General features: G+C 41.0%; 13 protein-coding genes and 2 pseudogenes. 2 read left to right on the top strand and 13 right to left on the bottom strand.

What is annotated here, in order from left to right:
- Window positions 1–44 precede the first annotated feature (44 nt).
- The 3 genes from IGJ28_RS15825 to IGJ28_RS15815 all read right to left on the bottom strand — a co-directional run bounded on the left by IGJ28_RS15825 (window position 45) and on the right by IGJ28_RS15815 (window position 3,250).
- Window positions 45–422, bottom strand: a complete 378-nt coding sequence (locus IGJ28_RS15825; protein WP_021149994.1) for a hypothetical protein — start codon at window positions 420–422, stop codon at window positions 45–47.
- A 249-nt stretch (window positions 423–671) separates the two neighbouring features.
- On the bottom strand, window positions 672–1,061 hold the full coding sequence (locus IGJ28_RS15820; RefSeq protein WP_003126117.1) for a DUF7006 family protein: 390 nt from the start codon (window positions 1,059–1,061) through the stop codon (window positions 672–674).
- Between the two features lie 356 nt (window positions 1,062–1,417).
- Window positions 1,418–3,250 carry a heavy metal translocating P-type ATPase gene (locus IGJ28_RS15815; protein WP_252711443.1) on the bottom strand — a complete coding sequence of 611 codons (1,833 nt, stop codon included), beginning with the start codon at window positions 3,248–3,250 and terminating at the stop codon, window positions 1,418–1,420.
- Between the two features lie 333 nt (window positions 3,251–3,583).
- On the opposite strand from IGJ28_RS15815, the gene IGJ28_RS15810 reads away from it, so the two are divergent.
- Window positions 3,584–3,760: a hypothetical protein gene (locus tag IGJ28_RS15810; protein ID WP_005471055.1), complete on the top strand. Its 177-nt coding sequence runs from the start codon at window positions 3,584–3,586 to the stop codon at window positions 3,758–3,760.
- A gap of 71 nt (window positions 3,761–3,831) precedes the next feature.
- On the opposite strand, the gene IGJ28_RS15805 is transcribed toward IGJ28_RS15810, so the two are convergent.
- From IGJ28_RS15805 to IGJ28_RS15795, 3 genes are read right to left on the bottom strand one after another with little or no spacing between them, the layout of a single operon-like run.
- Window positions 3,832–5,994 carry an L-type lectin-domain containing protein gene (locus IGJ28_RS15805; protein WP_438845484.1) on the bottom strand — a complete coding sequence of 721 codons (2,163 nt, stop codon included), beginning with the start codon at window positions 5,992–5,994 and terminating at the stop codon, window positions 3,832–3,834.
- Between the two features lie 5 nt (window positions 5,995–5,999).
- Window positions 6,000–7,022, bottom strand: coding sequence for a DUF916 and DUF3324 domain-containing protein (locus IGJ28_RS15800; RefSeq protein ID WP_021149999.1), 1,023 nt, complete (start codon window positions 7,020–7,022; stop codon window positions 6,000–6,002).
- A 14-nt stretch (window positions 7,023–7,036) separates the two neighbouring features.
- Window positions 7,037–7,612, bottom strand: a complete 576-nt coding sequence (locus tag IGJ28_RS15795) for a WxL domain-containing protein (RefSeq protein ID WP_081131666.1) — start codon at window positions 7,610–7,612, stop codon at window positions 7,037–7,039.
- Window positions 7,613–7,828: 216 nt separating this feature from the next.
- Between IGJ28_RS15795 and IGJ28_RS15790 the strand changes: the two genes are divergently transcribed.
- Window positions 7,829–9,349 carry a helix-turn-helix domain-containing protein gene (locus IGJ28_RS15790; RefSeq protein ID WP_252711445.1) on the top strand — a complete coding sequence of 507 codons (1,521 nt, stop codon included), beginning with the start codon at window positions 7,829–7,831 and terminating at the stop codon, window positions 9,347–9,349.
- A 136-nt stretch (window positions 9,350–9,485) separates the two neighbouring features.
- On the opposite strand, the gene IGJ28_RS15785 is transcribed toward IGJ28_RS15790, so the two are convergent.
- The 7 genes and pseudogenes from IGJ28_RS15785 to IGJ28_RS15755 form a co-directional block, all read right to left on the bottom strand.
- Window positions 9,486–10,373 carry an SDR family oxidoreductase gene (locus IGJ28_RS15785; RefSeq protein WP_003126107.1) on the bottom strand — a complete coding sequence of 296 codons (888 nt, stop codon included), beginning with the start codon at window positions 10,371–10,373 and terminating at the stop codon, window positions 9,486–9,488.
- A gap of 176 nt (window positions 10,374–10,549) precedes the next feature.
- A pseudogene (locus IGJ28_RS15780) lies at window positions 10,550–12,250 on the bottom strand (DUF4091 domain-containing protein).
- Complete coding sequence (locus tag IGJ28_RS15775) at window positions 12,247–13,227, bottom strand: alpha/beta hydrolase (RefSeq protein WP_103299601.1); 981 nt, start codon at window positions 13,225–13,227, stop codon at window positions 12,247–12,249. Before IGJ28_RS15775 ends, IGJ28_RS15780 begins: the two are co-directional and overlap by 4 nt.
- 3 nt (window positions 13,228–13,230) lie before the next feature.
- Entirely contained in the window at window positions 13,231–14,595 is a 1,365-nt protein-coding gene (locus IGJ28_RS15770; protein WP_176333471.1) for a glycoside hydrolase family 1 protein, read from the bottom strand.
- Window positions 14,596–14,599: 4 nt separating this feature from the next.
- The gene (locus IGJ28_RS15765) at window positions 14,600–15,481 is read right to left on the bottom strand and encodes an ROK family protein (protein ID WP_171917363.1); all 882 of its coding nucleotides are present in this window, start codon (window positions 15,479–15,481) and stop codon (window positions 14,600–14,602) included.
- A gap of 38 nt (window positions 15,482–15,519) precedes the next feature.
- On the bottom strand, window positions 15,520–16,866 hold the full coding sequence (locus IGJ28_RS15760) for a PTS sugar transporter subunit IIC (RefSeq protein WP_438845483.1): 1,347 nt from the start codon (window positions 16,864–16,866) through the stop codon (window positions 15,520–15,522).
- 20 nt (window positions 16,867–16,886) lie between these two features.
- Window positions 16,887–19,087, bottom strand: a pseudogene (locus IGJ28_RS15755) (glycoside hydrolase family 3 N-terminal domain-containing protein).
- Between the last annotated feature and the right edge of the window lie 126 nt (window positions 19,088–19,213).

The following is a 19,213-nucleotide window of genomic DNA, read 5'->3' as shown; positions in this document are numbered from 1 at the left end:
ATAAGTCAGATCTTTTTTTGTTGGCTCTCTTTGGACAAGCAAGATCACTGATGATCTTTTGGCATTGAAAGCTCTTGTTTTTTAGCAGTAATTTTGTCCATTAACATCGCTAACTGCTTTTCTTCGAGACGACCAATCGCCACCTGAAGCATAGCAAAAATCTGATCTTGATTAAGAATCGACTGCAGTACTTCTAATTCAGTCACTTTGGGTTGAAAACGACGTGCTAAAACCGAACCGCTCATTTTGATGCTCGCAACTTCCAGTATGCCTTTATTGACTAATTTTCTGATGACTGATAACGAAGTGTTGCGATTCAAGTTAAAACGCTCACTAAAATCACTGCAACATAGTGGTTCCTGAGCATTCCAAAAACAAATCAGAATCTCCCACTCTTTTTTTGAAAAATTCAAATAATCCATATATGCCCCTTTCTCTTTGCTCATTCCATGAACAATGTTATATAGCTAATTTCCTGAATCCAGTCTAACTGTAACGCTGAATTGAAAAGATTTTTCAGTTATTCTTTATTCATACATCAATGATAATCTATATTTACCATTTTTTCAAAATATTTTTAAGATTATTGAATAAATAAAGCGTAAATTTAAACAAATAAACAGCCGACCACTGATGCTGGTCGGCTGCTCCTTGCGATTTTAGGAAATCATTTATTTGATATTGAAGATAAGGCTTTCATGTTCCTGATCTTTCAAAGAATAACCGCAAGATTCTTTATTTAAATGAGTATAATCGGTTTCGATCATTTGGATGATTTCTTCTTCTGTCAAGAATTCATCTCTTACTAGAATCAATGAGTTCAATAAAACAAACCGTGAATCATACCCAAGTATTTCTGGAAAAAGTTCCCAAAAATTTGAACCATCTATTTGTTGGACAGCACATTTGAAAGAATCAATCAATTGGTGGATGTAAGTATATACCTTAGGGTACTCTACTTCCACAAGGTCAAGCACCTCTTTATCGATCACTTTCTCCAAATAGTCGGCTGTTTCTTTATAGAGCATTAAATCAATCACGCGAATTATCAATCCTTTCATGCGGACAGTTCACAGTCAATCTACTGAAACTTCCTACGTATATATATATCATAAAATCGGCTAAAATTATTCTCATTTTGAGGGAATAACGAAGAAAAAAATGAGAATAACATCACAAAGTACGAGTGAAGCTGAATTATACTCAACAAAACAATGATTTTAGCTAAGAAAAATTTGTTATATATAACGGTAGTATTATTAAAAAAAAGGAGGATTTTTACGGACCTGCTTTAAGAATCAAAAAGGCCCGTAACTTATAAGGCAAACATAGCCAGATAATCTAAGTGTCTTGCATCTGCTATCACAAAAATCACAGTTATCAGGTTTGTTTGCTCTTAGTCACGGACCTGCACCTATTAATGTGCTTGATGATTGACTGAAAGAGATGATGCTGTGCTAGTAGAATGATCATTCTTAGCACGAAGTGCAGATAGAATGGATACTGTATCGATCACTTCTTGTAACAAAGCGCCAAACAACGCTGGGATCACACCCGTGCTGGCAATCAACATTAAAACGATACAAATGAAGATTCCTAGCAACACGGATTGGCGGGCGATTCTCATCGTGTCTTGAGAAATCTGTACGGCTTGAGAGACCTTGCTGAGATCATCTTGTAGTATTACCGCATCTGCTGCTTCCGTTGCAGCACTAGTACCATGGGCTCCCATAGCAATGCCTATATCAGCTGCTGCTAAAGCTGGGGCATCATTGACCCCATCCCCCACCATGATGATCGGGCGTTCAGCTGGTTCTGTTTCTTTTATAACGGCAATTTTTTTTGCCGGCAAGCAGTCTGCTAGAACGGTTTCGATCCCTGCTTCAGCTGCGACCTTCCGAGCAACGAATGCTTGGTCACCTGTCAACATGATCGTCTTTTTCAATCCTTGATGACGCAACTGCTCAACCGTTTGTTTGGCTTCCTTGCGTAATGTATCTTCAAAAAAGATCGTTCCTATCCATTGGTCATCTTTCCCAACACAAACATTGGTTTTAGCTTCATCTACACCAACTGCTCCAACAAATTCAGGTTTACCGATTTTGATCTTGTGTCCAGCAACTGTTGCTTCGATCCCTTGCCCTACCACTTCTTTCAAGTTGGTGACTGGCAGCAAAGTCAGCTTTCGTTCCATAGCAGAAGCAACCAGAGAGCGGGCGAGAATATGAGTGGAATCCTGCTCAGCACTAGCTGCAATGCGCAAAAGCTCTTCGACCGATAGTTGATCAGCAGTCACAGTTATTTTTTCAACGTGCAACTTTCCCTCTGTCAATGTGCCTGTTTTGTCAAAAGCGATCGTTTTTGCTTTGGCTAATTTTTCGATCGTGGTGCCGTTTTTCATGACAATCCCATTGCGGCTTGAGCGACTCATGCCTGCTACTAAAGCTACTGGTGCTGCCAAGATTAATGGACAAGGTGACGCCACTACTAGGACTTCCGCAAAGCGGACAGGATCTTTTGATACAAACCAAGCAATCCCCGCAATCACATAGGCTGCCAACGTAAATGGTACGGCATACTGATCCGCTAAACGAACAAAGCGCGCAGGTTTTGCTTCAGATTCTTTGACTAAACGAACAAGAATTTGATATTGGCTATCTGCTGCTTTTTTCGTCACTTCAAAAGTAATCGCAGTTTCCCCATTGACTGAGCCAGACATCAATTCATCACCAGGATTTTTCTCTACAGGTCGTGACTCACCAGTCAAGGATGATTCATCGACAAGGGTATTTCCTTCAGTGACACAGCCGTCGACGGGAACGATTTCTCCCGGGCGGACGATGACCAGATCACCAATAGCTAGTTCTTCAACCGGAACATCTTTTTTATCATTCAGCCGATGGGCGGTCTGTGGAGAACGTTGCAACAGTTGCCGAAGTTCTCGGCTGGCTTGTTTGCTGGCGTATTCTTCCAAACTATCGCCGCCTGTCAGCATGATCAAAACCATTAAACTGGCCCAATATTCGCCAACAGCAAGTGTAGCAACAATGGCTGTGATCGCTAACAGATCCACGCCATATTTTCCTGAACGCAATGTTTGGATCATGTCGATCAACATCGTCAACGCTGTCAATCCGCCGATGATCGCGATCAAACCAAAAGCAATGGGAGGTCGATCAAAGCCAAATTCAGCGATCAACGCCGCAGCTCCTACGCCGATGGCAATCAAAAATTTACTTAAACGATTCATTTTATCCACCTCACCTTTCACCAAAAGCGTACCACTTGCAGGAATGAAATGAAACAAAAAACCGTTAAATGAGAAAGAGAATCGTTAACGTAGCAGGCTTTCAAGCCGTTTTCAAAGTTCATCCGCCTCATTGTAGATAAACCTATTGCTGGTGTTTTAAGGTAGCACGTCAAATCTCCCGAATCATTCATACCCAAGAAAATAGGCTATCCGCGGTCACTGATTGCTTTGAGAGGAGAACAGCGTTATCTCGGACATAAACCCGTTGTCCATGTATAATTGATAGTAAGAGATTGATGAAACATCGATAAAATTGTAAAGGAGACGGATCAAATGAAAAAACACTGTAGGTGCGGAAAAAAACTAGATGGCGCTGAAACGAAATGTGCTGCTTGCAAACAAAGCAAAAAACAAAAAATCGAGTCACTTGAGAAATTTGTCAAGTATGGCAGTTTTGCCTTGGCTGCCCTTTCTTTAGTACTAAAAGTAGTCAAAGATCGGGAAAGCTGAGTTCTTATCCTTAGACAGACAAAAAAACGCCGAAATGGCGTTTTTTTGTCTGTCTTTCTGACCAACGTGCATTAGTCTGTGATCGTGCTGTCTAACTGCCAATTGACTTTTCCTTGATAGGTTCCTGGGGAAAGGGTCTCTATCTTAGGGGCAAACCGTAAATAACAATTATACTGACTTAAATCGAGAGAGAGATCTTTATCGCTAGGCGTCTGCTCAAAAAGTACTTTTTTATCTGAAGTAATGGTGCAAAACAATGAATTATCAGTAGAATCGTATAGAACTAGTTGGACTTCATCAGCCAATGAGGCGCCACTATTCATAAATGGGGTGGTTTGTCCCGATAATTTCCATGTACCTTCACTCGTATTGCTGATTGCGAGAGGCTTGCTGGTTGTTGCAATTGGAACTTTTATTGATACCAAGCCATTAGAATCCATTGCTCGAGCCAACTCGTTGATTGTGACTGTTGTTCCTTTGAAAGATTCTGGGACTGATTTTAATTCGACGATTCCTCGAAAATCAATGGCAAAGTAATGGATTGCTGATGAATTGCCTTCTGTGTCAACGATATATGTTGCAAAATAATAGGTAGTCCCTGGGGAAAGATCACTCGTCTCTGACTCTAAAGTGTAGTGAAAGGGATCTGACAAATCTGTTCGTTCAAGAACTGTTTTTAGAGTAAAGTCTTCTTCCTGTAATTCCTTCTCTTGTGAAAATAAATCACTTATAAATAATTGCGCCTGCGTAGAATTACTATCTTCCACAGAGATGTCAGTATAGGCATTTCGATTTTGTCGAAGGATCGGCGCAGTTTTCTGCGCTTCTGACATTGTGGCTTGTCCGCTGGTCAATGTTGGTGGGAGTTTGCCTTTTACCGTATAAAAATGGGTAGCGGCTCCTCCTGAAGTAAAACTGGATATAAAAGCATTTCCACTAAAGGTAGTCTCAACTGGTATTACTTCATCAATATTCGCATCTATAGGGGTCCCACTATACTTGACCCTAAAATGAACAATATAGGCATTCCCTTTTTCCAATTTCGGCAATACTACACTTATTTGTCCTGTCTCTCTTATATATTCGATTGGGGACCCCCCATCAGGAAAACCGTTGATCATGGTATCTTCTGGTTTACCAAAATAGACAGTATCTTTCACAGATACATTATCTGGAAGTGTGAGTTTGAGTTTAATCCCTGGATTCAAACTTGATAGATCGCTTGTTTGTTTAAAATCAATATAGGTTGCATAAGTAATCTCTTTACTTGCATCCACTTCAATTGGTTTATCCATTACTGTTCCCGTGTCCAGCATAAACTGATCTGGCTCTCTTTGGAAGACGCCCGTCCGCATATCAATTTCGACTAGACCTTGAACATCCACGAAAGCGACTGCTTTGTTTTGGGCAAATCCGCCATTGGCACCGGTAAAACCAAAATAAACTGGCGCCGAATTTGTTAAATTAAGATTGCTTTTAAAAGTATCATCGACAGGAATCGATACATCTACATTAAAATCTGGAACAGCATAATGAAACTGTTGCGTAGATTCATTGTAATCCACGATAAAGGTATGCCAATTTCCATCGGAAATGTCCGTAACGCCAACCGTGTTATAGTGATTTAAGACTTTATCCACCATCAGCCAGCCGTCTGTCGTATAAGAAGCATCGGAACCAGGGTAAGACCAAGCAATATGGTGTCCCTTTGTTGTCACATCACGATCCATCATCCGATCAGTAGCAAGGATACCGCCATTATTGTTGTAATATGTATCAAATTCAATTGCGATACTATTTGCGATTGCACCTTGACTAAGTGGGTCTGTTCCAGAAATATTCGACCAAACTCCAATTGTTGATCCAGCTTCTGAAGCTAGTGCTTGAGGCCCGCTACTTTGCATCACAAAAGCCAGTCCGTCGCTATCATTAGCCGTATTCTCAATATAGAAAGCCATTTCCAAATGGAAATCTCGTGTGAAAGAAATCGGATTGTTGAACCAAACTGCCCCGCTAGAATTTATGGTTGTGTCATTGATTTGAACGTAGTTATGCCCTTCTACACCTTGTAATGAACCTGCTTTACCTGCAGTAGAGATCATTACTTGATTAATTGGTAAAGTAGCAAAGTCCGGCGCAGTGACCGCCGCAAAGACTGTTTGCTGTCCTTGCAACAGCCAAAAAGTTCCTATAAAAAGAAGCGATAAACAAAAAGATTTTAGCATTTTTTTCATTCTTCTCACTCACTTTCATCGGAGTTTTTACGCCGCTTCACTAACAAGAAAAGGATGATTGCAATCAATAGAATGATTATAGCAATCAATAGATAGAACAGAAAATTTCTTTGAGCGATAGCCGCTGCATATATCGTAGTTCGGTTGACAGCTTTTGCTGCTTGACGATCGATAACGACCTTATCATCAAAAACCCATGTGCCTCGCTGAGAGGATAATTCGATGCGAATCGTATAAGTGCCCGGTTTGAGTTCTTCTTGTTCAAATTCACTATAGAGATCTAAGACAGAGTTTTGTGCGAATTGAAAATTTTCTGACTTAAAGCCACCGACGATAGCTTGATTCTTGTCACGTATCGTCGTATTCACGGAAATATTCCCAAATGCGACGGGACGAATATTACTGATACTGCTTTTTAAAGTTGGCTTGCCATTTTTTTCGACTGCTTTAGTTTCAACTAGTTTTAAATCTGGCTTTGGCAACTCTTGTAGACTTTGACGCATTCGTACCCCTAACTGCAACTGATAGTTTGATTCCAAACTTGCATCAGCTTCGTGAGCAGTTTCCTGAGGTTTGACTTCTTCGAACAAAAAAGCCCCTAAGATTTCTCCGTCAAACACTGTTTCCTTTAAATCAAGTGTAAAAATCACCTTTCGTTCCTCACCAGATTTTAGGCGTACTTCTTGAATGGGGTTTGAAACAAAGCTAGTAAAAGACTTACCTCCATAGTCTTCGGCCGTTTTCTTTCGTTGATAACTGATGATTCCAGTGGAAGCAGAATAACTATTCAGTGCATCAGCGGTGATCGTTATCTCTTCGGAACTCGTATTGTGTACGGCGATAATCAATTCCTGAACAGTCTCTTTATTTACCAGCAAATCGAAATAAGTTGCTTCACTTGCTTGATTTTGGGGAAGTTCTGGTATAACAGTAAATCTGGTGGTCTCAGCATAACCACGAGTCACAGGAAAATAAACAAAGCTGATAAATAAAAAGATCCATACTGCATTCTGAAGAAGTCTTCTCATTGTCATCCATCCTATTACTGTGCTTGATAAGAATTAGATAATGTCCACGTAATCGTTCCTGTATAGTCACCACCATAAACATTTTGTTGGGGAACGGTCAACGTTGTGGTCGAAAAATCAAAGGTATTGATTGCTAACCCAGTTGCGCCATCTGCGGTTGCTACTGAAGTAGGATCGGTAGCTCCAGCAACCAATTCAGCATTTGCTGATAAAGCTGCATCTCCTGCTGTTTCGGTACCTTTTAGTGTAATCTTTGCATTTGCTAATTCTTTTTGATCGGCATTCGAGATTTTTGATAATTTTGCTGTTAATTGCCAACCAACTGTGTTTGGACCACGAAAATCAGAAACAGATGACGTTTCATTTGATACCGTGGTGATCACTTTCTCTTGTTGAGCGAAATCTGCGATATTCCCAGTACCAAAATCAAAATTTGAAACACTATCAAGGGACAAAATCCCTGGATTGATGGTTAGTGATGCTTCACTGGTCATTGAAGTAGATGGATTTGCTTCCGCAGCTAAACCAGTCACTGGGACCCCTAAACTACTTATTCCTAAAATACCTAATGCCAACACCATTTTTTTCATAAGTCATTCCTTCTTTTTTGTTTATTAAACAAGATGCCAATTTTCTGGCAATACTTTCATTTTTTCAACCACAAAAAAATGATTGTTTCTTCATCGCCTCACATTGACTTCTCATTTGTACTTAGTATAATCAAAAGTACCAAAAAAACGGATCACAAAACCTTACAAATAGGCTTCATATTTTGCGTAAAAATGGAGCAAAAAAGGAGAATACTGATGTACCGAGAGTTCATTTCTCCCGCAGAGGAAAAAAAGCTTGATATATTCAAAGCAGTATGTAACACCAATGGAATCAGCTTATTAAAATTATCAAGAGTATTGAAAATCCCCATCAAAAGCTTACAAAAACATATCTACTTTTTGAATGAAGACTTTAAATATCTGTCCGTCAACCTTTGTCTCGCCAAAAATTCCTACAACCAATATTGTATCGAAAGAAATGGAGATAGTGCCGAACCTTCTTATTCACAGCTGGTCTATCATTACTTGCTCAGTTCTCCACAATATCAACTGGTTCAGTACCTTATTGGGCATACAGATTCTTCAATGTCCCAGTTATGTTCGGATCTTCACGTTAGCCAATCTCACATGTATCGTCTGATAAAAAAAGTCAGTCTAATATTAAAGAAATTTCACCTCTCAATCTATTCCAATGAAGAAAATATTGTCGAACTTGCTGGAAGAGAGTTGGATATCCGCATCTTTATTTATAGTTTTCTTACGCAAAGTGCACCAACCGAGTTTCAGCTTTTATCTGATCAATATATAACAGAATTCGAGCGATTCAACAGCTTTTTTGATGCTACTCTCTTAGATCAGTTGACTAAAAATAAATTGTTTGCCTTTTGGAAAACAATTACCATCCGACTTTCTCAAAAGAAATATTTGCCTGAAATCGAGAAAAAAGCTAAAGCACTCTTGAACTTTTACTCCTTTTTGCCGATGGAAGTTCTCGATTCGTTCTTTTTCTCCAAAACTAATTTAGATAAACGGATCGCTCAAGCCGAATACTTGTATTTAAATTTCTTTTTGCATATTTTCCTTCCTGCAGTTGTTGATCGCCAAAAGATTCAAGAGAGTATTGCGCTGGTTTACCAATCAAAAAAGCCTCTCGTTCATTTTTTTATTGATATGATCGAAGATTGGCGACAAAAATTTGTGCCGACTATGAAGCAAGATTCATTTGACCAACTTCTAAACAGTTGTCTCTTATTTTTTAATCTATCGATTTTTATCGATGTTGATTTGCTGAAAGTTTGGAATTTAGACTATAACTTGCCCGATGAAAGTTCGATTGACAACAATAGTCAAACTTATGCAGCAATTGCTCACTTGTTAACAGAACATGTCAATACCTTTCCAAACAATGATTTAGACAAAGAATTCTTTCACCGTAAACAATTGCGCTATCTTGCCCAACTACTCTATCTGGAAACCACCATGCATGAAAGTCCAACTATTCGGATTTACATTCGAACAACGATTCAATATCGAACCAAAATGCTGATAGAAGCCCGTATCCGATCCATCTACTCAGAGAAGTCGGTCTCATTCACTAAAGATATCGAAGGGGCGGACTTGATTATTACCGACAATTACGAAGAAGTAGCGATAACGGAAAAGCTTCTGCTACTCTCAGATATACTTAATATGTATGAATGGGAATCTTTGTTTGCAAAAATCAATCAAGTAATTACCAAAAAAATGTTTGCCCTCACTTGCAAATCCTCTTGTTGAAACAAATTTTTTATCATGATTCCATAAAAAAAGCGAAGCTGAAATATCAGATGGGTTCCTTGCTAAAGCAATGCAAGGCCTCTGTATTTCTTACTTCGCATTTTTTATTGTCGTAAGCGTTTTTTAACAACGGGTTTTAAGCAAAGAAGCTTCCGCCTGTTACACTATAGACTTGTCCTGTGACATAGCTGGCTTCATCTGACGCTAAGAAAACATAAACTGGCGCTAATTCAACGGGTTGGCCAGCCCGTTTTAATAATTCTTTTTGTCCAAACTCAGGGATCGCTGATTGTGGTTGTCCTCCTGAAATTTGTAGTGGTGTCCAGATTGGTCCTGGTGCTACAGTATTCACGCGAATACCTTTTGAACTCAATTGTGCTGCCAATCCTTTACTAAATGAAGTGATCGCTCCTTTGGTTGCTGCATAGTCTAACAGATGAGCACTAGGTTCTGCACTTTGGATGGAAGTAGTGGTAATGATACTGCCGCCAGCCGGTAAATAATCCAGGGCTTCTTGAACTGTCCAATACATGGAGATGATATTCGTTGTAAATGTGTCCGTGATTTGTTGGGTGGTCAAATCTTTAATATCTTTGACCGCTTGTTGCATACCTGCATTCAAGACCAAAATATCTAAACCATCCAGCGCTTTCGCTGCATCATGAACCAACTGACGCGCAAAAGATTCGTCTTTCAAATCGCCAGGAATCAATACAGCTTTTTGACCTGCTTCTTCGATGATAGTCTTCACTTCTTGGGCATCTTCTTCTTCAAAAGGCAAGTAGTTGATAGCCACATCCGCGCCTTCTTTAGCAAAGGCAATGGCTGCTGCACGACCGATGCCAGAATCCCCGCCTGTGACTAATGCTTTGCGGCCTGCTAATCGTCCTGAACCATTGTAGCTAGTTTCACCACAATCTGGTACTGGCTGCATTTTTCCTTGGACCGCTGGTGCTTCCTGTTCCTGCTTTTCAAATGTGCCGTTATAGTACTTCGTTAATGGATCATTGATTTTTTTTGACATGTTCATTTCCTCCTTATTTTTTTCATGCTCGTCATGTAGAAACATGACCTTACTTAAAAGTGTAGAGGAATGTTCATGAAATGAAAAACGAAACGCTCACTTCATGGAAAAATGCGTTTTTCTTGCAATTTTTGAAAAAAGGACCACGAATCCTTAAGGATTCGTGGTCCTTTAATTTATTTTGCGATTATTGTTAATAGCGAGTCACGGAGAGCCTCATAATCAGATGCTGTTTGTAGGAACAGATCTGGCTGACTTTGGTGACTATCTACCATCCATTATTGACTATTGGGATTTGTCAAAAAAGTATCCAGTAAGTCTGCTGTCTGTTCTGGCTGCTGTCTTTCAGCTTGTTTGACTAGATAGAAATCTTCGATTCCCCGCTGTAACTGTTTGTAGCGTAGCGACAGTGCAAAATGTCCGGAGTAAGCTGGATAGATCAAGCACATATCGCCGATCGGCAGCGAACTCGTATTGTAGCGAATATCTTCCCGCGCGTTTTCCGGCCAACAATTAAAAGCCCAGCGTAAAAGCCCAGCGGTTTTAAAATGGTGGGCCAAGATCCCTTGAACGCGAGTTTCAAGTAATGGACTATGGAGGAATGTATTCGGCTTGTCTGGGTAATTGCAGACATAATACTGGGTTTTTCCTGAATGACTTTGACTCAACTCTTGGTAATGATTGCAGGTACAGTAATAAGAAGTCACTGGATAATCAACCAATGGCAAAAGTTCCGTCAAGACATCCTCTTTGTCAAAAGCGACTTTGACTTGCAGCGTCTCATCGATTGCTTTTAATTCAGCAAGCGACTCTTTGAACAGGTTGATCTGATGTTTTTTTGGTTCATCGGAAACGATCCGGACTTTTTTCCAGACACCCAGCTCTTTAAAGTGGGCAAAAACTTGTCCAATGTAGTTTTGCAAATCTGCTTTCTGCTGAATAAACATCATTTTGCCAGTCGCTTCATCTAAGTAACGAACCACTAATGCCTCCGGATAATCAATAGGCACTACCGGGAAGAAAGGCGGCTGCCAAACACCTAACAGACCAAAAACATCGATCTCTTGATCAATCCCTGCTTGAAAGAAACAATTCAAATACCGATCCAAGACAGAAAAATCACAGGTGATAGCCCCTGATTCTGTCTTATTGACGTTGATCATTGAATACTCATAGAGATTCGCAGGATAGTCTTTGACGATATAATTAAACCAACCTTTCCAGGGAATTTCACCGGCAATCACAGTAATCGCCTTTTGACCGATTTTGGCCAAACTTGCTGCCATTTCCTCTAACAGACAGAAGTGTTGTTCACTCCATAGCGGTACATCATAAGTTCGCGCAAGAATCGATGGCTGTTGCCAAACATCTAAGTTAAAGCCATCGCGGTAATCTGCCGGAAATTCAAATGCGGAAACTTCCACCGTGATTTTTTTGCTTAAAACAAGTGAATCAGCGCCGGCCAATTGGGCGCGGTAAATAGTGATCTCCACTGGATAGCTGCCTGCTGTAATGGACTGATCCAATGGGAATTCTAAATAAACTGTAGCCATCCGATCTCCTGGATAGGTTTTGGCTGTTTGATCCAGCAATTTATCTGCAAAATCGATTTCCTGCTGTCCAGTATAATAGCCGACAAATTGACTCGTAACCGGCAATTCGCTAGTAATTTCGATCCGGTACATAGGGATCTCGATTTCGTCAGGGATCGCAAATTCACGTCCTAAAACAAAGTGGTTTCGCTTGCCATCATGCAGTAACAGTTGACAAGCGGCAAAACTATTTTTGCACCCTTTCACCGTTGATAGTTCAGCTGGCACCTCAGCAAAAGGTGTCGTGGCTGCTTTATAACTTTCATGAACGAGCCAGGCTTTCATTCTATTTCTCCTCTCCTTGGATCCACCAGCTGCGCAACTAACTGATCACATTGTGCTTGTGAGAAGCGTTCCGGAATGATGGCAGTCAACTGTTGCAAACTGAAGTTTTTTACGATTTTGAAGGTACTCTTCTCTTGCCAACTAGGAAAACTGTTGACTAATAAGGCGCGATTTTTCGGTTCTTTGATCAAGGCTGCAATGGGCCATTCAACAAGCGCAGCTGGCATTTCACCTGTCGATGATTCCGCCCAGTTGATCTCCATCCATTCTACGCACTCGTTAAACCAGCGTCCAAAACGGGGATCGACCATTTCTTCTCGATTACCGAAACGCTCCGTTGCCAATGAAAGACCGTGTTTGCCTTTTTGAAAAAGATGCGTTTCGAAAGGCACATCATTTTCTTCCAACGCCCGCAGATATAAAAGTGAATTCTCAATTGGTACCACATTGTCTTCAAACGTCGAAAAGACAAAAGTAGGCGGCGTTTCTGGCGTCACACAAGTTTCTAATGACGGGGCCTTGATCTGCATGACTTTTGCAAAAGATTGTAAGATCGCAGGATAACCTAAAATACAAAGACTCGGTTTTCTCTCAGAAAGCGTTGATAATGCAGCTGCCAGATGACCACCGGCAGAAAAACCAATCACGGCGATTTTCTCTGCATCGATCGAAGGCCATGCTCCAGCACTCAATTCGGTGATTTTAGCTAGTGCTTCTTGCGCATCTTGTAAGGAAGCGTCAAAACTGCGAAACTCCCCGACATGATAACGAAGCACCCCCGCATGGTATCCTTGAGCAAGAAAATTCAATGCAATGGGTTCCGCTTCCCGTTCGCTACAAAAGGAATAGCCTCCTCCGGGAATCACTAAAATGAATGGTCGTTTGCCGACGCGGGCAAACTCAGGCTTTTCTTCATGAAGGTAGACGGTTAATCCTGCCCCTGCTGCTTCATCGAAAGAGTATTCTTGCATGTACATAACTTACTCTCCTAATCCATTTTGTGCAATCACTTGTTGGTACCAGTAAAAACTATCTTTTTTCACTCGGGCTAAATCCAACAAATCATCTTCTGTGCGATTGACATAAATGAAGCCATAACGTTTCGTGATGCCTTCATGGGTACTGATCAAATCGATCGCACTCCAAGGACAATACCCAATCACTTCGACGCCATCTTTGACGGCTAATTCCATTTGAGCAATATGCTGCTGTAGATAATCAATGCGGTATTGATCGTGCACCTGTCCATCTTCTGTTAAAACGTCTTTGGCACCGATACCGTTTTCGGTGATCAAAATCGGCAACCGATAGCGAGAATAAACTTCATTCAATGTGAAACGGAACCCTTCTGGGTCAATGGGCCAGCCAAATTCAGTCATTGGCAGATTTTTATTTTCAACTGCTTGGAAGAACCCTGGAATTCCAAAGCCTGATTGCTGATCGATTTTATTTTCTTTCTGATAATAACTGCTGACGGTCATCGTGTTGTAGTAATTCAATGCAATATAGTCACAAGTGCCGTCAAGAAGGATTTGACGATCTTCTGCCGTAACTTCTGGTGCGGCACCAATGGTTTCCAATAAGTGCCAAGCATTGTGATTGTATTTCCCAAAAACGGCCACATCAAGGAACAACCAATTTCTCAAGGCACTCATGTATAAAGCGGCCATCTGATCTTCAGGCTTATCCGAAGCTGGATATACACTGGCAATATTTGGCGCTGGACCAATCTTTCCAATGTGATCGCCGGCATGGAATTGCTTCGTGACTAACGCTTGTGCTACTAGCATATGATGGTTTTCTTGGAATTTTTCTTTCATACTCTTTTGGCTTGTACCGATGACAGAACCAGCTAATGCCATCACATTTTGTTCATTGATGGTTTGCCATAATGGTACTTTGTCACCAAAGTGTTCAAACAGCACTTGGCAGTAGTCTGCAAAAGCTTGAATCGTTTCCCGGTTTTCCCAGCCACCTTGTTCTGCGATATAAACCGGTAAATCAAAATGGAAGACAGTAACGACCGGCTGAATCTCGTTTTCAAGCAATAAATCGATCAATTTCTGATAGAATGCCAAACCTTCTGGATTAACGACGCCATTTGGCATGACACGACTCCATGAAATAGAAAAACGATAGGCTTTCATGCCTAGTTCTTTGAACAATTTGACATCTTCTTCATAGCGATGGTAATGATCCGAAGCCACTTTAAAATCTGTGGTTCCAGCAGGAATCTCTTTGACATCTTGGACAGAAGGACCTTTTCCATCAGTGTCCCAAGCCCCTTCTATTTGATAGGCACTGGTTGATGCCCCCCATAAAAAATCATTTGGAAATTTACTCATACATTTACCCCTTTACCGCGCCAATCAAATTTGCATCTGCCTGAAACTTGGCCGCTTCGATGTTGATTGGTCGTAATGTTTGTTCAATGATTGGTGCTGCTTTTAGTAGCCGCTGATAGCAGCTTTGGATGGTTTCAATTAGTTTTGGCTGTTGGCTGATCCCGCCGCCAATCACGATTTTATCGATATCCAATAGGCATTGGATGTCAAAACAGAGAACGGCGACCTCATGGCAATAACCAAGAAAGAGATCCTGTGCCATTTGGTTATCAGAATCTGTCAGTGTCTGAAACACGATTGGTCCGTCGTTAGCTACTTGCAAGGTTTCAGATAATTTTTGGATCAGCGCTACCGCCGACAATCCAACGCCAACAAATGAATCTGGACCTGTAATGCGCCGGTCTCGGATCATAAAGCTGACTTCTCCTGCTTGATAGTGACTCCCTTTGTAAAGCTGACCATTGATACACAGTCCAACACCCACGCCGGTCCCTAAAATAATCGCTGCTCCATTGGATACATTTTGTAAATGCCCCCAAGTCATTTCTCCTAATGTGGCTGCCTTGGCATCATTCTCGACGGATACTTGGTAATCTTCCGTAAGATCGAAGTTTCCAATTAGCTGACCTAAGTTGACTTCATTTAGATAAGGCAATGCGCCACCAAAGAAGACAGTACCGGATTCGTTGACCGAACCTGGTACTGAAAAAGCGATTTTTTTAAATGAGTGGCTCTCTGAATAGCTGTTGATGATCGTTTCCAGCAATTCAGAAAATTCTTCGAGAGACTGAGGTGTTGGGAAATTGTTCTTTTCTATGACGATATTTTGCTGGACCAATCCTGATTTGATTTTTGTGCCGCCAATATCGATACTTAAATAACTCATTCTTCCCACTTCCTTATATTACGCTTGAGCAAACTTGACTATGCTTGAATTTCTTCTGCAGTCATTTCTGCTTCTGTTTCTTGTGCTTTCATCTTTTCTGATTCAAGTTCTAATTCGTATTCTTTCTTGTCCGCAATTTTCAGGAAAGGATACCACATAACGATACCAATCAACATACAGATCACCATCAAGATCGTGTAGTTGACGCCACCTGAGAATGGCATTTTAATAAATGTTGGTGTCGTCCATGGCAATAAGCTCATTGTTGGATTCAAATTGATCGGCAAAATCGTTGTAGTTAGTCCCCATGTCACAAAACCAGCGATCAGTTGAGTAAATACTTGTGGAATAAAGAATATCGGATTCAAAATAATCGGCATTCCAAACATGATTGGTTCCGTAATATTGAAAATCGATGGGATAAAGGATAATTTACCTAATTGTTTCATTTTTGCTGATTTGCTGCGTATCATGAAGAATGTGACAAAGCCCATGAACCCAGCCGCATACATGCCCATGTAGATAACTGATGGAACGAGATAAGGAAGTTCTTGTCCTTGTTGGTATGCCGCAATATTTGAAACGACCATTGTCATACTGATTGCCCCAAGAGGTCCTTGTAACACAGCATTGTGGATACCGAAGAACCAAAGCACCGCCAAAACTTCCATAATAATGATGATGGACAGTGGACTAGCGACCAATGAATTCAACGGCGCATTCACCACATCAATAAAGAATTGGAAGATTGATCCAGACGCCGTTAAGCCAAATAATACGCGAATGATAAAGACGAGAACAAAGATGATCGTAACGACAAAGACTGGAGCCAAAGATTGTGTCACCATTGGTGGTACACTGTCTGGCAATTTGATCATGATGTTTTTCTTAGAAAGAAAGGCATAGAAACGAGTAACCAATAATGCCGTCAACATACCAATAAAGAGTCCTTGGCCTCCTAAGAAGTCCAATTTCAATGAGCCAATCGTTTGTTCTACGGCTTGACCATCTTGCATCACAGTTGTAGCGATCGTTTGAGGCATCAGCATGATAAAGCTGGCTAATGAAATAATTGCTGAGTTCCGTTCATTGGAACCTAACTGTTTGGCATATGAATACGCTAAGCTATAGACAACATACAATGCAAAGACGCCAGTAGCACCATTAGTGATGGCTTCGACATGTTGAAAAATACCGATTTTCGTTAAGTAGTCTGTCCAACCAGGAATTGGGAAGTTCCCGACGATCGTAATGAAGGCGATCCCCAACGTAATCGGACTGGTACGAATAAATCCTTCCATCAATGCAGCTAACACTTTATTTCGTTGTAGCTTTTGAGACATTGGCAATAATTTGCTACTTAAAATTGCTTCTAATTTTTCCATGTTTTTTTACACTCCTTCTCTTATACTGTCACAGTTAGTGACTCTTCTTTTCCATCAATCGCTAAAACGAGCTGATAGTTTCCTTTAGTAAAATGTTTTTGTCCTTGATTATCATAAAAGACAAGATCTGTCAGCGATAGTTCGATATTTAAGGAACGTTCTTCCAGTGGTCCCAACGAAACAAATTCACTAGCCACCAATTGTTTTATGGGACGTACGATCGTTGCTGGTCGTTGATTCAAATAAACGTGAACAACTGTGTCAGCCGTGCGATCAGAATCATTCTTGATGTGACATTCTAAGTTGATCGTTTGCTCATTGACTTCACTGCCCAGCCATTTTCCTTGGAACGAGCTATAGCTAAGCCCTTCACCAAACGCAAACAATGGGTCATTTGACTCATCCCGATATTTAGAGATAAAGCGATCTGTTGGATTAGCCGCTTTAAAGGGACGTCCTGTCGGAAGCTGGGCCCCATAAATAGGGATCTGGCCCTCACTTCTTGGGAAAGTCATTGTCAACCGTGCAGAGGGATTCGCTTTTCCTGTCAATAGATTTGCGATACCGATGCCCCCCATGATTCCGGGATACCAAACGAGTAACAAACTATCGAATAGTGGTTCCACATTTGTCAAGACCAGCGGGCGCCCTGTGTATAGTACACCAACGATTGGTTTGCCTGTTTCCTTCAGCGCTTTGATCAAGCGAACTTGTTTTTCCGGCAGGTGCAGATTCGCTCGAGAAGCGCCTTCCCCGCTTTCTAAAAACTGTTCGCCAAACGTCAAGACGATCACATCGGCTGCTTCTGCGGCTGTCACGGCTTCTGTCAACAATTGATCAGCTGGCTCGATCGGACCATTCAGCATCTCAATCCCAGCTTTGAGGAGACCAAACCCGTCATAAGAGTCAAACAAATTGTAGCCACGAGCAAATTGAACTTGCTCGGTGGATAAGTTCTTCAATAATCCTTCTTTTAACGGAACAGCATCTTGCGGTTTTCCACTGACGGATGCCCAGAAGCCTAAAGTCAATCGGCTTTCTCCATAAGGTCCGATCACAGCGATTTTTTGGTCTTTTTGTAAAGGAAGACTGCCATTGTTTTTCAGCAGTACGCTGCTTTTTTCAACGAGCTTGACTGCTAAAGTTTTGGCTTCTTCTGTTAAGATTTCACCAGTTTGCTCACTCTGCAAGCCTCGGTAAGGATCTTCAAAAAGTCCCAATTTATTTTTTAATTCCAAAATACGCCAAACTGCTTCATCCAATAATTCTGCGAAGGCAGGCTCTTTAATTAATTCCGGTAGATGTGTGGCGTAGACCGAAGTCATCATATCAAAATCGACGCCTGCTTCCAATCCTTTTTTGGCTGCTTCTCTGTCATCCGCAGCATAGCCGTGTGGAACTAGTTCTTTGATTGCCGCGTGATCTGAGACAAGAACACCATCAAACTCAAAACGTTCCCGCAAAATTTCTCGATTTAACCACTTACTGCCAGTTGACGGTTCGCCGTTCAACACATTGAAAGCCGTCATGACTAACATCGTTTGCGCTTCGATCGCCGCTTGATACGGCTGCAAGTATTCATTGAATAGACGCTGGTTGGACATATCGACAGTGTTTATTCTCGACCACCTTCTGGAGCACCGTAAGCTGCAAAATGTTTGATACAAGCTGCGACATGATTCTCAGGGACACCCTTGCTACAATCTCCTTGGTAGCCAGTCACAACACTCTTGGCAAATTGTTTCGCGGTATACACATCTTCTCCTGGCGATTCCATCACTCGACCCCATCGAGGATCCCGAGATAAGTCCAACATTGGTGAGAAAATCACGTGCAATCCATTCAGATAACTCTCTTTCGCTGTCATTTCAGCGGCTTGTTGAATCAAATCAAAATTATATGATCCAGCTTGTGCTAAAGGAATCGGAAAGATCGTCCGAAATCCGTAGATCACATCTGACATGAATAGTAAGGGGATTTTATGCTTACTGTTCTTCAGTGTTTCTTCTTGCAATCGTTTTAATTTTGCAAAATCATTTACATTATAAATCGAACCAACCTCGTAAAAGTTCAACTCTTCTGGTAAACCCAAATCTTGCATCGGACCTGTATTCATTACATCGTTTTCCACGACCAAACTTCCGTTAAGCTGGACTGTCTGGGCAACTTTTTCTTCAGGTGATAATTGCATAAATAACTTTCTTAATTCTCTTGTGTCCATTATGTTTCCTTTCTGTAAGCGTTTTAACATAATGTATTATAAAAAGAAGTCAACAGATTTTATACTAAAAAAATAGCGTTCATAGCAAAATATTCGTTGCATGCTAAAAAATTTTGATTATACTTT

This window comes from Enterococcus sp. AZ091 (assembly GCF_051714805.1).
Taxonomy (GTDB): Bacteria; Bacillota; Bacilli; order Lactobacillales; family Enterococcaceae; genus Enterococcus_D; species Enterococcus_D gallinarum.
The sequence above is the reverse complement of the archived record's forward strand: the minus strand, read 5'-3'. Positions and strand labels throughout refer to the sequence as shown.

Coding starts and splice junctions, on each gene's coding strand:
- IGJ28_RS15825 (WP_021149994.1), bottom strand. CDS start 422: ATGGATTATTTGAATTTTTCAAAAAAAGAGTGGGAGATTCTGATTTGT.
- IGJ28_RS15820 (WP_003126117.1), bottom strand. CDS start 1,061: ATGAAAGGATTGATAATTCGCGTGATTGATTTAATGCTCTATAAAGAA.
- IGJ28_RS15815 (WP_252711443.1), bottom strand. CDS start 3,250: ATGAATCGTTTAAGTAAATTTTTGATTGCCATCGGCGTAGGAGCTGCG.
- IGJ28_RS15810 (WP_005471055.1), top strand. CDS start 3,584: ATGAAAAAACACTGTAGGTGCGGAAAAAAACTAGATGGCGCTGAAACG.
- IGJ28_RS15805 (WP_438845484.1), bottom strand. CDS start 5,994: ATGAAAAAAATGCTAAAATCTTTTTGTTTATCGCTTCTTTTTATAGGA.
- IGJ28_RS15800 (WP_021149999.1), bottom strand. CDS start 7,022: ATGAGAAGACTTCTTCAGAATGCAGTATGGATCTTTTTATTTATCAGC.
- IGJ28_RS15795 (WP_081131666.1), bottom strand. CDS start 7,612: ATGAAAAAAATGGTGTTGGCATTAGGTATTTTAGGAATAAGTAGTTTA.
- IGJ28_RS15790 (WP_252711445.1), top strand. CDS start 7,829: ATGTACCGAGAGTTCATTTCTCCCGCAGAGGAAAAAAAGCTTGATATA.
- IGJ28_RS15785 (WP_003126107.1), bottom strand. CDS start 10,373: ATGTCAAAAAAAATCAATGATCCATTAACGAAGTACTATAACGGCACA.
- IGJ28_RS15775 (WP_103299601.1), bottom strand. CDS start 13,227: ATGTACATGCAAGAATACTCTTTCGATGAAGCAGCAGGGGCAGGATTA.
- IGJ28_RS15770 (WP_176333471.1), bottom strand. CDS start 14,595: ATGAGTAAATTTCCAAATGATTTTTTATGGGGGGCATCAACCAGTGCC.
- IGJ28_RS15765 (WP_171917363.1), bottom strand. CDS start 15,481: ATGAGTTATTTAAGTATCGATATTGGCGGCACAAAAATCAAATCAGGA.
- IGJ28_RS15760 (WP_438845483.1), bottom strand. CDS start 16,866: ATGGAAAAATTAGAAGCAATTTTAAGTAGCAAATTATTGCCAATGTCT.